The organism is Agromyces sp. GL_144 (genome assembly GCF_057834305.1).
In genome coordinates this window covers 234,044-246,865 of the sequence record NZ_CM174399.1, presented here as the reverse complement: position 1 = coordinate 246,865, position 12,822 = coordinate 234,044, and the positions used below count along the sequence as shown (strand labels likewise).

Here is a 12,822-nt window from a genome sequence, read left to right as displayed (position 1 = left end):
CGATCTTCGGTGACCACGGAGCCTCGGTGACCACGGAGCCCAGGTAGCGATGGACCTCGCGACGCTGCGCGACCTGCGGCTGCACGTGCAGGGGCTGCGGCACCCGCCCGATGCCTCGGCCGCCGAGTCGGTGCGACGCTTCGGCGCCGTGCAGGCGCAGGAGTTCCTGCCCGCGCAGTGGGGCCTCGCGCAGCGCGTCCCGCCCGCGTTCCGACCGGATGCCTCGAGCACGCTGGCCGACCTCGACGAGGGCCGCATCCTCCGCACGCATGTGCTGCGGCCGACCTGGCACTTCCTGCACCCCGACGACGCCCGCTGGCTGCTCGAGCTCTCGGCCGAGCGCGTGCACCGTGCGAACGGGTCGATGTACCGCGTCACCGGCGTCGAGGGCGAGGTCGCGGCCCGCGCCCTCGACGTCGTCGCCGCGTCGGTCGCCGACGGGCATCGCACGCGTGCCGAGCTGGCGACGGCGCTCGCGGCCGAGGACCTGCCCTCCACCGGCGTGCCGCTCGGCTACGTGCTCATGCTCGCCGAGCTCGAGCGCCTCGTCATCAGCGGAGCGAACGCCGGAAGGCAGCGCACGTACGCGGCGTTCGACGAGCGAGTCCCGCCGTCGCAGCCACGCGATCGCACCGACGCGCTCGTCGAACTCGCCACCCGATACCTCGCCTCACGCGGACCGGCGACCGACCGCGACTTCGCCTCGTGGTCGGGGTTCACGCTCACCGACGTGCGGCGCACATTCGCCGAAGCGGTCGAGCGAGCGGATGCCGCGGGCCGGCCCATCACGACGGTCGACGTCGACGGCGTCGACCACCTCGTCGAGGAGCGTGCGCTCGAGGCGGCATCGGGTGCGCCGCCCGGCACGTCGCGTGCGTCCTCGGCGTCGCCCGCCTCCCATGTGTCGCCGCGGGTCGACCTGCTGCAGGCGTACGACGAGTACATCATGGGCTACGCGCCGCCCCGCGCGTACCTGCACCGGCCGGGCGACGACGGGCTGCACGCCGAGTTCCCGCTGCACGCGCTCATGATCGACGGGGTCATGGTCGGGCGGTGGGCGCCGCCCCTCGCGTCGGGCGCTCCCACGGTGCGGATCGTTCCGTGGCGCGCGTTCACGGCGGCCGAGCAGCACGGGCTCGAGGCATCCGTCGCCGAACTCTCGCGGTTCCTCGGCACCGACGTCGCGATCGCCGTGGAGCCCGAGACGACGCCGGGCTGAGGAGTACGATCGCGACATGCTCGTCATCGCCAGCGTCTTCGTCGCCCTCGCCGCGCTGCTGCACGGCTACATCTTCCTCATGGAGAGCGTGTGGTGGACGAGGCCCGCCACCTGGAGGCGATTCGGCGTCGCCGACCAGGCCGCGGCAGACACGACGCGGCCGATGGCCTACAACCAGGGGTTCTACAACCTGTTCCTCGGCATCGGCGCGGCCATCGGGCTCGTGCTCGTGTGGACCGGCGTCGACGAGGCCGGCCGCGCGCTCGTGCTCTTCAGCACGGCCTGCATGTTCCTCGCCGCGGCGGTGCTCACCACGAGCGGCCGCGGCTACCTGCGCGCCGCGCTCACCCAGGGCACGCTGCCGCTCATCGGGTTCGTGCTGTTCCTCTTCGCCTGACCGCCGAGCAATTCGACGTGGGATGGCCACGCCGCCGTCTCTTCCCCGCGGACAGGCCTGAGGTGTCCGCAAGCATCATCACCGGCAGCTGGACCAGCGCTCGACGTGCAGCCAGGAGGAGGCGCCGAACGGGACCGACATGTGCCGGTGGGTTGCCGCGAGCGCCCGCGACAACCCACCGATCCAAAGTCCTGCTACTCGCCGCTGCGAGCACGACGCCTTCGCCTGGCTCGCACCATGATGACGATCGCTGAGATCACCACCGCAAGGACAAGAACTTCAATGGCAAGCGTTACGTGCCACCCCGTTAGCGAACCCATCAGGACCTCCTCTGTGTGACTCTATACGCCTTGGTCAAGCGCTCCAGCTCTCGGTCGCGACGCCATTCGAGACCGTGACCTGCAGGAAGAAGACCGTGCCGACCGGAGGAACACACATCTGCGCCTGTACGTCCATGCGTCCTACTGAGCTCGTGGGCCGACCGAGATATACGAGAGAGGACGAGCAAGCTCCACCGATCGTCCACGATGCACCCCAGACGTTCGTGACCTTGTTGGTGGAGAGATTATAGTCGGCCTTGAATCCCATCGAGACAACGCCGACCCACATGTCGACGTTGCAGTTGGTGCGCACGCTGCCGCTGACGGAGCAGCCGTTCGGGCTGCTCCGCAGAAGGTCGGACTTCTGCGGGATTTCCATGCGGCTGACGGCAACGGAACCGTCTTGGTAGTGCGAGACCGTTTTCTGGTACCCGTCTTCCTCGGTCGTCTCGGTTGAGAGCGGAGTCGAGTCGCTCGAGAACGAATCCCACTTTTCGCCCCGCTCGAAGGCTGCGATGAGATCATCCTGTTTCTCAGCATCGACGCCGTACGAGGTCAGGAAGGCGCGAGCGTCTTCGAATGGGTCGCTCTCGGTCGCAGACGCTGGCGCCGTTCCGAGCCCAAGCAGGAGCGCGACGGCGGTGAATGCCGTTGCAGCCAGGATTCGAGTCTTCAATGGAGTTCCCTTCGGTTGGTAGTGCTGACCGGTGTATGGCGGCCTTTGTAAGAGAGGTGTCCGGTGCAACCGCAGGGTTCCAAAGTCATCTGAAGTGTGCTCGAGCCCGGGTTGTCGTGGAGGCAGCTGATCCCACGAGCGTGCCCATTCGTGATCACCGCCCTTTCCGCAGTTCGAAATTTCGAGAGTGTTTTCGAGTTCGGCCTGGGCCGCGCCTCCCCACTCCGAAAGGAGCTTGAAGCCAGAGGGCCGCTTTCTGGGAACCCGCGCGATGAATCGGACATGAGTTAGTGACGGGCCCTTTTCCCCCGTAGCTCCCAAGAAAGGCACCAACCCGATGAAAACCAAGATCACCACTGCAATTCTCGCCGCGCTCACCCTGACGACGCTCTTCGGAGCCAACCCGGCTTATGCAGCAGACATCCAACCGACCCGACAGCACTGTGCGGTCGAGGCCCATCCCATCGCCTCGCCGGAAGCAGATGTCATTGAGCCTGTGTGCTTCGACTCGATCGACGAGGTTGAGGCGTACGTCACCTCGCTGCCGCCCATGGGGCGGGCTGCGGCCGCTTCGGTTGTCATCGGCACCATCTTTGAGAACGACCAGTATGGGGGCGCATCGCTCACGTACTTCGCCGGCGGCGGATGCCACGGCGTTACCTATGGGTACCCGTCGTTGCCTAGCGGCTGGTACGGCAAGGTCAGCTCCGCGAAGGGCTCGAGCAACTGCTGGATCTCGCTCTACGCAGGCGATTCGTACAGCGACGGTGCCGTCCTCTGCCCGCCGAATTGCGCGACGCTGAGCGGCACCTTCAATGATCGCGTCCGCTCGATGGTATTCAGGCCCACAGGTACTGCGTAGACCTCAGTCCGCCGACAACGAGGCGAGGCCGAGGGCACTGCATACCGAGGCCTCGCCTGGGACCACCGCCGGATTCCCATCCCGCATCACGCATACCACAAGATCAGGAACCGTGCCCACGGTATGTGAGGTCAGGGGATCCCCATCAGTCGGCAATGCACCCTGTTCCCACATCAGCGTGCAGAGCCGGACCGCGTCGTCGATGGTCGCGTCGACCGATTTACCGGGCTCGAGCATGGCCTGCATCTCGTTGTACTGGCCGTTCACACCTCGGTCCGCGGAGCCGAGACAATGTACGAGTTCGTATTCGTCCACACTCACGGCACCAACGACAGCTGCGCCGGCGATCGCGAAGCCACTGAAGCCGAGAATCCCTACCGACCCCCAGATGGCAAACCGCCTCCGGAATCGATCACGTCTCGCTTTCGGCTCAGCATTCACCGTGTCGACGAGAAGCGCCCGCATCGCAGTTGCACGCTCTGGTGAAACATCCGTAGGAACGCTCACGCCACACCTCCTTCCGCCACGGGACCCTCAAGTGGGCCGCGGTCATTGACTTCCGCCGCAAGCTTGGCACGTGCCCGATGCAGACGGGACTTGACAGTCCCGACTGGGATGTCAAGCAGCGCAGAGATCTGGGTTGGCGTTAACTCCTCACCAATAGCCATGTCAAGTAGGGACTGTTCGCTCGGGGTGAGCTTACTGAGCGCCGCAGCCAGTCTCGCTGCACGGTCAGCGGACTCCAAAGCATCTTGCACCGAATCAGCATGATCGGCGTGCGGCTCGTACCGGGGAAGCTGGCTCAACGCACGTCGGTGCCGTTTGAGGCCTCGAATGTGATTGAGGCACACGTAGGTGGTCGTCACGAGCAGCCATGGCCGGATCGAGCCATCGACAATTCGAACCTTGGCCCGTTTTCGCCATGCCTCAAGAAAGACTGTCGCGACAACGTCTTCCGCATCGGCGGGATTACCGAGACGGGCGAAGGCCTTCCTGAACACCACAGCACGATGCCGATCGAAAAGAACGGCGAATGCCTCAGCCGTGCCTGTCGTCGCAGCGAGCCAAAGGGCGGCGTCATCGCTCTGATCCATGATCCCCTCCGCTCGTCAATGCCACACGAGTGTATGCGCAGCCTTCCCTGCAACCGAATCGGCGTCGAATGGCCCAACTGTTTGGGCGAATCCGCGCCGCGCGCAGGAGCGTATGAAGCGACCATTCACCTGCTCGGGCGAGGCTAGCCGAGCAGCGAGGCGACCGCCGAGACGACGACGGCGCCGAGACCCACGACGGTGACGACGCACGCCGTTGCGAACGCCGCGATCACGACGACCGCCGACCGGCGGGAGCGCCGCGCGACCGACGGCAGGGCCGCCGCGACATCGCGCGTCGGCTCGGGTCCCGGCTCGAGCACCGGCTGCGGGGCGGGCGCGGCGATCGGGAGCTCGCGCGCGGCGTAGTGGTCGGCGAGGCCCGGGCCGATGCCGTGCTCGGCGGTGCGGAGCACGTCCTCGGACACCGGCGCGGGGGCCGGCCGACGACGATCGCGGCGCGTCGGCGCCTTCATGATCTGCTCGGCCGGGTGGGTCAGCGGCGGCTTCGCGGAATCGCCGCGGGCGACGACCCTGGTGGCCTCGTCGGCGGGGTCGGCGTCGGGCACGCTGTCGGCCCGGACGTCGGCGCCGGTCTCGGCGGCGCGGACGACCACGGTCGCCTCGTCGGCGTCGGCGTCGGCGTCCTCGTCGGCGTCGGCGTCGGAGGTGCCGTCGGCCTGCTCCTCGGGTCGACCGGGCCGCGTGCGCTCGACCACGACGGTCGCATCGGCGCCCAGATCGATGCCGCGGTCCACGACCACGGTCGCCTCGTCGACGCCGCGCTCGAGGTCGCGGTCGCGGTCACGGTCGCGGTCGCGGTCGCGGTCGACGACCACGGTCGCCTCGTCGAGGTCGTCGAACTGCGCCTCGTCGAACGGCACGGCGTCGAACGGCACGGGCGTGTCCATCAGCGAGCGATCCTGCTCGGTCATCGGTTCCTCCCCGGCACGGGGATCGTCGACGAGTCCTCGTCGACGGCGGCGACGCCGACCAGCGAGGGGACGCCGGTCGTGGCATCCGCCTGCTCGTCGATGCCGCCCGCGATCACGTCGACGACCACGACGGTGACGTTGTCGCGGCCGCCCGCCTGCAGCGCGCGCTGCACGAGCGCCGCCGCAGCGGATTCGGGGCGGCCGCTCATCGTGAGCGTCGCCCTGATGCCCTCGTCGCTGACTTCGGAGGTGAGGCCGTCGCTGCAGATCAGCAGCCGCTCTCCGTTCACGACCGGGAGCAGCCAGCTGTCGGCCGTGCTGTCGGGCGCGCCGATCGCCCGGGTGATGACGTTGCGCCGAGAGAAGGTCGCGAGCTCGTCGGGGCGCAGCTCCCCGCTCTCGACGAGCTCCTGGCCGAGCGAGTGGTCGACGGTGAGCTGCTCGAGCTCGATGCCGTGGTGTCGGTAGACGCGCGAGTCGCCGACGTTGAAGACGAGCCAGGCCGGGCCGTCTTCGTCTTCGACGAGGGCGATGCCGGCGATCGTGCTCCCGGCCCCGCGGTCGGTGCTCGCGGCCACTTCGGCGACGGCCGCCCCCGCCGACGCGAGCGCGGTGCGCACGCTGGCGACGCTCGCGACATCCGCCCCGGCGACATGCTCGCGGAACGCGGCGATCACCGCGGCGCTGGCCCGGTCGCCGGCCTCGTAGCCGCCCATGCCGTCGGCGACGACGAACACCGGCCATGCGGCGAGCGCGCTGTCCTCGTTCGCGCGGCGTACGAGCCCGACGTCGGTCGCCACGGCCGACGCGAGTTGGATCGTGGGATGGGTCATCGGTACGACGCTCCCGCCAGCGGGTCGGGTTCGACGCGCACCTCGAGCGTGCCGAGCACGAAGCGGCCCGAGAACGGCGTCGGCACGCCCACCTCGATGAGGCGATCGGTGCCGGTCCCGTCGGCCAGGAGCACGCCGTTCGTGGAGTCGAGGTCGGTGATCCACCACTGCTCGCCGTCGAGGCGGATGAGCGCGTGGGTCTTGGAGAGCGTGCGGCTGGGATCGGGCACCACGAGCGAGCGAGCGCCCGCGTCGCCCGAGCGCGGGTTGCGGCCGAGCAGCACGGCCGGCCCCTCGAGCGACAGCGCCGTGCCGTCGGCGAGGACGAGCCGCCAGAGGAACGCCGGGCGGCGATCGACGACGACCGTGCGGTCGAAGGGATCTTCATCGCCCGTGACGATGGTGGCCCCGTCGTCGAGGTCGAACGCGTCGAGCGGCGACGCGACCGCCTGGGCGCCGGTCGGAGGAAGGGCCGCAGGCGCGGGCGCGGCGAACGGGTTCGCCACCGGTGCCGGGTCGGGGGTCGCGACGGTCGGCGGCGCGATGAACGGGTTGGCGCCGGGGACGAACGCCGCCGCGGGCGTCTGCGGCGGCGCCGGCTGGGCCGGAACCACCGGCTGGGCCGGGAGCACGGGATGGGCCTGAGCCTCGGCCGGGGCTTGCGCAGAAGCCGGGACCGGCATCGGTGGCAGCGGTTCGATGCGGCCTGGCACGCGCGGAGGCTCCGCCGCGGCGAAAGCCGACGGCGGCGCGAACGGCGACGACGCGGGGTCGGGTGCCGCCGGAGCAGCGGCGTGCACGGGGGCGGAAGGCTCGGACGGCGCAGATGCCGGCGCCGCCGGACGCAGCGGCGCAGCGAGCGGGGCCGGCGCAGGAGCGGCGGCCGCAGCCGGAGCAGCCGACGCAGGCAACGGCACGCCCGGCACCAGCCAGCCCGGCAGCGGAGCCGGAGCGCCGGGGGCGGCCGGAGCCGCCGAACCCACGGGCGCCTGGACGGGTGCAGGCACGGGAACCGGCGCACCGTCGAAGGGTGCGGCAAGGGGCCCGTTCGGCTGCACGGGCGGAATCGAACCCGTGACCGGGCCACGCGGCATCCGCCCGCGCTCGGGATCGGGCGACGGCCCGACCGCGAGCACCGTCGCCCAGACCGGCGGCAGCAGCACGCCGAGCACGGTGGTGCCGACGCCGCGCCAGCTCTGCGTGCTGATGCGGTGCAGCGCGAACACCTTGAAGACGAGGCCGACGATCGCCACGAACGGCACGTAGAGCAGCAGCGCGAGCCACGGCTGCTGGCCGCCGATGCGGAACACCTGCATCTCGTTGTAGACGGGGATCCAGGCGGCCCAGGCGGGCCGGCCGAACTGCGCGAACACCTTCGCGAGCATGACTGCGTACCAGACGTACACGCCGACGCCGATGACGAGGAACAGCCCGCTCATGAGCATTGAGGTGGCGACGATCTGCTGGGCTTCGTCGGGGGTCATCGTGCGGGCTCCTCGAGTGATGCAAGTGATGCGCGCGGTGGGCGCGCGGGGCGAAGGGTTCTGGCGAGCGAGGCGAACGAGAGGCGGGCCGCGAGCCGGCGGCGGGCCCGCGCGCTCGCACGGAGGGCGGCACGTTCGTCGTCGACGAGCGACCACGCGGCATCCGCTTCATCGGGGCTGGGCGGGTCGCCGGCGAACACGGCGCGATCGACGAGTGCGGCGAGCGCGACCGCGGCCGGGCGGCCGACGGCCCGCGCGGTGTCGGCCCGCACGACCGGTTCGGCGCCGAGCAGCCCGTGGTCGGCGTAGAGGTCGACGAGTTCTTCCCAGGCGCCGACGACGCGCACCTCTGGCGACGGGTCGCGACGGCGGCGACGCGACCGCATGGTCTTGGCGACGAGCAGCACGACGAGGGGCAGCACGAGCAGCAGTATCGCAGCGGACCCGAGCCCGATCCAGCGCAGCCAGTTCGAGACGGCGGCCGGTACGGCCGGGTCGTCGGCCTCGGGCGCGGCGACGGCGTCGGTCGACTCGCTCTGCGCCGACGGCGGGTCGACGATCGGCGCGTCCACCCGCTCGGGCGTCGTCGGGTGCTGGGGAAGCTGCTCGCCCTGCTGGATCAGGCTCGGCGCGACCGCGAACTGCGGCGTCGCGTCGACCGGCACCCATACGTCGGAGCCGCTCGAGACCTCGGCCCACGCCGTGAGCGACGCGCCCGTGCACACGTCGGTGCAGGCCTGCACGCCGGACAGCTCGGGCGCATCGGGCAGCCGGAAGCCGAGCACGACGCGCGAGTCGTAGCCGAGCGAACGCGCGATGAGCGCGACGGCGACCGCGAACTGCTCGTCGTCGCCCACGCCCGCCACGAGCGCGGCATCGGATGCCGCGGGGCCGGCCAGGCGCTGCTGGTCGGCGAGCTGGGTGAACAGGGCCTCGATGCGCGCCTTGGAGTGGCCCGAGTAGCTCGGGAGGAAGGCGTATCCGCCGCCGAGCCCGCCGATCCACCCGGCCGCATCCGGACCGTCGACGGCCGCGTGGCTGAGGTATCCGCGAGCGCGCAGTCGCTCGACGAGGGCGAGGAATCCATCGGCCGTGCGCGGCTGCTCCTGCAGGTCGAGCCAGGCGGTGAGCGCCGGATACTCCTCGGGATCGAGCTGCGTCGTCGAGCCCGGGTCGTCAAGGCGCTGCGCGGCGTCGGGGGCCGCGACGACGGCGTACTCGTCGCCCGAGGAGAGCCCCCGGGCGGCGCCCGCGGCATCCGACCCGGCGGTCGTCGTGCCCGCGGCATCCGACCCGGCGGCGTTCGAGATCGCGGCGATGTCGATCGAGGTCGCGTCGTCGGCCGACCGGTGGAAGCCGTCGTCGAGCGCTGCCGAGCGCGAACCCGAGAAGTCGGGCGCGGCGCGCAGCCCGAGCGGCACTGGCACCCAGATGCCGGAGTAGCCGTCGCCGACGCGGAGCCCGAACGCGGCGTCGCCCGAGGCCCGCACGGCCGCGCGCGGAAGGCGGCTGAAACGCTCGGCCCCGGCCGCCTCGTCGCCGGTGGCCACGTGGAAGGTCTCGCCGTCGTACGCGTCGAGGGTGGCGAGTCGCAACCGTTCGACGCCGTCGGTGTCGCCCTCGATGCTCACCCAGGTCTCGTCGAGGCGATCGGCGGCGAAGGCCGAGCGGTAGCTCGCGAGCGGCGTCGGCGTCTGCCGCAGCACGACCTCGGGTGCCACGGCGTCGCGCAGCGCCGTGCGATCGACGATGCCGGCAGCGGCGGGGGCGACCACCGCGCCCACGACGAGGGCGACGGCCACGAGCACGGCGGCGAGCGTACGCCGGCGGAACGCGGGCCAGCCGGTGAGCCCCGCGCGCTGCACGGTTCCGGCCGTCGCGCGCCGGAGCGCCAGGGCGCGCGCCGACCGCGAGCGCAGCAACAGCCAGACGAGCGCGGCGACGAGGCCGCCCACGGCGACCAGCAGTTCGCGGGGCGCCGGCACGACGACCGGACCGATCGCCAACGGGGCGCTCACCGCGCTCGAACCGAAGGCGAGGCCGAACCCCGACATCGCGAGGCCGACCACGACGGCCAGCGGCGACGAGCGGCGATCGGGCACGACGAGCAGCCCGGCGACGAGCGTGCCCACGAGCATCACGAGCAGGAACGGCACGAGCACGGCCTGGTACTCGCCCATCGGCAGCGACAGGGTGAGCACCTGCTTCCAGCCCACCACGATGCCCACGATCCCGTCGCGGATGCCGCGCAGCCACGCCTGCGGATCGGCCATCGCACTCGGGATGGCGACCGGCACGACGAGCAGGAGGTACGCGACCACGGCGGCTGCGACCACGCTCAGCCAGCGGAGGACGCCCCGGAACGGGAGCCGGCGGGCGAATGCGACGAGCCCGAGCCCGGCGAGGATGCCGACCGCCGCGACGAGCAGCGCGCGCCACGAGCCGTAGATCGGCCAGGCCGCCGCCGTGGCGAGCACGCCGGCGACGACGACGTAGCCGAGGCCGAGCGCGGTGCGCGCCGCCTCGCCGTCGGGTGCGGTGGCGGCGGCGCTGCCGGAGCGGCGACGGGCGGCGCTCATCGCACGGCTCCACGGGCGAGCAGCTGCGGAAGGTCGGCAAGTTCGCCGATCGTGAGCACGGTGAGGTCGTCGGAGCGCCGCACCCCCGGCTCGGCGCCGGGCTCGCAGCGCACGGCGACCACGGCGATGCCGAGCGGCAGGGCGATGGCCGCCCGCCGCAGTCGCTGCAGCGGCACGAGCGAACCCGTCACGAGGAAGGCGATCGAGAGGTCGCCGAACGACTGCGCCACGAGCGCGGTGACCGCCTCGAGGCGCACGACGCGGGCTTCGACGCCGGTCGCGGACGCCCCCTCGAGCGCGGACATGCCGTCGAGCAGCGTGCGCGGCGTGATCGTCGCGAGCGACCGCATCGACTGCACGGCGCCGCGGTCGGCCGTGTCGAGCTCGGCGCTCACGGCCACCAGCACGTCGCGGCCCTCGGTCACGCCCTTCACCCCGAGGGATGCCGCGGCGCTCACGGCGGCTTCGAACTCGTCGTCGTCGGAGTAGCCCTCGAGGTCGAGGTCGAGCAGCACCGCGATGCGGGCGTGACGGGACTCCTCGTACTGGCGCACCATGAGCTTGCCCGTGCGGGCGGTCGACTTCCAGTGCACGTGGCGCTGCGAGTCGCCCGGCACGTAGTCGCGCACCGCGTGGAACGACAGGTCGGCGTCGACGAGGCGGTTCGAGGGCGTGCCCTCGAGGTCGCGGATGAGGCCCGCGCTCGAGGACGGCAGCGCCACGGTGACGGGGTGCACGTGCACGCGCTGCACCTCGGGCCAGCTCATCGCGCGCCGCAGGATGCGCAGCGGGTCGCCGCGCGAGACCGTCATCGGGCCGACGTCGATGATGCCGCGGCGCTGGGCCGCGATGACCAGCTCTTCACGGTGGTGGCCGCCGCCGCGCAGCAGCGGGATGTGCGCCTCGACGAGGCCCTTGCCGACCGGGATGTCGACGACGCCCGGCAGCGCCGGGCGCGTGCCGTCGTTGACGAGGTCGAGGCTTCCGCGGATCTCGGAGCCTGCGACGACACGGTCGCGGTCGAGCTCGAGCCGCACGCGGTACTCGTGGGCGCCGAGCAGGAACGGCACGCAGACGAGGAGCAGCACGGCCGCCATGGCGGCGACGACCCACGCCTCGAACCATCCGAACGCCGCACCCGCGACGGCGCCGCCGACCGCGAGTCCCAGGAGCAGCAGGCCCGCAGGGGACACCGTCTCCCGCACCCAGGCGCCCGCGCTCGCGAACGCGCCGACGACGGCACGCGTGGCCCGGCGCGCTCGAGCGGCGCTCGCGGCCACCGGGCCGCGACGCGTGCGCGCGAGCCGCGTGACCGTGGCGCCACGGGTCGAGGTGACCGTGTCGGTGGTCGCGGGTTCGCGGAGGAAGGCGTTCTGAGGGGTCACGCCACGCCGTTCTCCCGGGGCGCGGGCACGTCGAGCAGGATCTGGTTGATCACGGCGACGGCCGTGACGCCATCGAACTCGGCCTCGGGCTCGAGCACCATCCGGTGCGCGAGTGCACCCACGGCGAGCGCGCGCACGTCATCGGGCGTGGCGAAGGTGCGACCCGCGGCTGCGGCCCACGTCATGGCGAGGCGCGAGAGGGCGATGGCGCCGCGCACGCTGACACCGAGACGGACTTCGGAGGCCCGCCGCGTGGCATCCACCAGCCGCATGATGTAGTCGGAGACCAGCGGGTTGACGTAGACCCCGCGCGAGAGCTCGGTCATGGCCACGATCGTGTCGGTGCCGACGATCGCCTCGAGCTTGGGCTTGGGCGCGCCGACCGCCTGCAGGATGCGCATGGTGGCGGCTTCGTCGGGATAGCCGATCGAGGTCTTGACCGAGAAGCGGTCGAGCTGCGCCTCGGGCAGTCGGTAGGTGCCGGCCTGCTCGATCGGGTTCTGCGTCGCGATCACCATGAACGGGTTGCCGACCGGGCGGGTCACGCCGTCGATCGTGACGTTGCCCTCCTCCATGACCTCGAGCAGCGAGGACTGCGTCTTCGGGCTCGCGCGGTTGATCTCGTCGGCGAGCACGATGTTCGCGAACACCGGGCCGGCATGGAACTCGAAGTGCCCCGCCTTCTGGTCGTACACCGTGATGCCGGTGACGTCTCCGGGCAGCAGGTCGGGCGTGAACTGGATGCGCGAGCTCGTGCCGTGGATGGTCTCGGCGATCGCCCGCGCGAGCGCGGTCTTGCCGGTGCCGGGGGCGTCCTCGAGCAGCACGTGCCCGCCGCTCACGGCCGTCGCGAGCACGAGCTCGACGACGTGCCGCTTGCCGAGCACGGCCTGCTCGATGTTGTCGGCGATGAGCGAGAACGTCTCGGCGAACCAGGCGGCTTGCTCCGGTGCGATCGTCACGGGGTGTTCCTCTCGGAGGTGGTGTCTTCGGGGCTGGGTTGGCTGTGGGCGCTTCAGGGGCGGTGGGGCGGATGCCGCG

The 12,822-nt window shown here is 71.4% G+C and carries 12 protein-coding genes; 3 read left to right on the top strand and 9 right to left on the bottom strand.

Features of this window, described 5'->3' with window-relative positions; translation table 11 throughout:
• The first annotated feature begins 49 nt into the window (after nt 1–49).
• Nucleotides 50–1,219 carry a winged helix DNA-binding domain-containing protein gene (locus AC3IPY_RS01040; protein ID WP_489186141.1) on the top strand — a complete coding sequence of 390 codons (1,170 nt, stop codon included), beginning with the start codon at nt 50–52 and terminating at the stop codon, nt 1,217–1,219.
• A gap of 16 nt (nt 1,220–1,235) precedes the next feature.
• On the top strand, nt 1,236–1,616 hold the full coding sequence (locus AC3IPY_RS01035) for a DUF1304 domain-containing protein (protein WP_489186140.1): 381 nt from the start codon (nt 1,236–1,238) through the stop codon (nt 1,614–1,616).
• Nucleotides 1,617–1,970: 354 nt separating this feature from the next.
• Here AC3IPY_RS01035 and AC3IPY_RS01030 read toward each other — a convergent pair whose 3' ends face one another.
• Complete coding sequence (locus AC3IPY_RS01030; protein ID WP_489186139.1) at nt 1,971–2,612, bottom strand: hypothetical protein; 642 nt, start codon at nt 2,610–2,612, stop codon at nt 1,971–1,973.
• A gap of 337 nt (nt 2,613–2,949) precedes the next feature.
• Between AC3IPY_RS01030 and AC3IPY_RS01025 the strand changes: the two genes are divergently transcribed.
• Entirely contained in the window at nt 2,950–3,474 is a 525-nt protein-coding gene (locus AC3IPY_RS01025; protein WP_489186138.1) for a hypothetical protein, read from the top strand.
• A 3-nt stretch (nt 3,475–3,477) separates the two neighbouring features.
• On the opposite strand, the gene AC3IPY_RS01020 is transcribed toward AC3IPY_RS01025, so the two are convergent.
• From AC3IPY_RS01020 to AC3IPY_RS00985, 8 genes are all read right to left on the bottom strand, one after another.
• A complete protein-coding gene (locus tag AC3IPY_RS01020; RefSeq protein WP_489186137.1) occupies nt 3,478–3,981 on the bottom strand; it encodes a hypothetical protein in 504 nt (167 codons plus the stop codon).
• On the bottom strand, nt 3,978–4,568 hold the full coding sequence (locus AC3IPY_RS01015) for an RNA polymerase sigma factor (RefSeq protein ID WP_489186136.1): 591 nt from the start codon (nt 4,566–4,568) through the stop codon (nt 3,978–3,980). Before AC3IPY_RS01015 ends, AC3IPY_RS01020 begins: the two co-directional genes overlap by 4 nt.
• Nucleotides 4,569–4,711: 143 nt before the next feature.
• Entirely contained in the window at nt 4,712–5,500 is a 789-nt protein-coding gene (locus tag AC3IPY_RS01010; protein WP_489186135.1) for a hypothetical protein, read from the bottom strand.
• Nucleotides 5,497–6,333 (bottom strand): PP2C family protein-serine/threonine phosphatase, encoded by an 837-nt coding sequence (locus AC3IPY_RS01005; protein ID WP_489186134.1) that lies wholly within the window; start codon nt 6,331–6,333, stop codon nt 5,497–5,499. The genes AC3IPY_RS01010 and AC3IPY_RS01005 overlap by 4 nt, the downstream gene beginning before the upstream one ends.
• Nucleotides 6,330–7,817: a DUF5684 domain-containing protein gene (locus tag AC3IPY_RS01000; protein WP_489186133.1), complete on the bottom strand. Its 1,488-nt coding sequence runs from the start codon at nt 7,815–7,817 to the stop codon at nt 6,330–6,332. The genes AC3IPY_RS01005 and AC3IPY_RS01000 overlap by 4 nt, the downstream gene beginning before the upstream one ends.
• On the bottom strand, nt 7,814–10,396 hold the full coding sequence (locus tag AC3IPY_RS00995; RefSeq protein ID WP_489186132.1) for a transglutaminase domain-containing protein: 2,583 nt from the start codon (nt 10,394–10,396) through the stop codon (nt 7,814–7,816). The genes AC3IPY_RS01000 and AC3IPY_RS00995 overlap by 4 nt, the downstream gene beginning before the upstream one ends.
• Nucleotides 10,393–11,781: a DUF58 domain-containing protein gene (locus AC3IPY_RS00990; protein WP_489186131.1), complete on the bottom strand. Its 1,389-nt coding sequence runs from the start codon at nt 11,779–11,781 to the stop codon at nt 10,393–10,395. Before AC3IPY_RS00990 ends, AC3IPY_RS00995 begins: the two co-directional genes overlap by 4 nt.
• Complete coding sequence (locus AC3IPY_RS00985; protein WP_489186130.1) at nt 11,778–12,743, bottom strand: AAA family ATPase; 966 nt, start codon at nt 12,741–12,743, stop codon at nt 11,778–11,780. The genes AC3IPY_RS00990 and AC3IPY_RS00985 overlap by 4 nt, the downstream gene beginning before the upstream one ends.
• Nucleotides 12,744–12,822 lie beyond the last annotated feature (79 nt).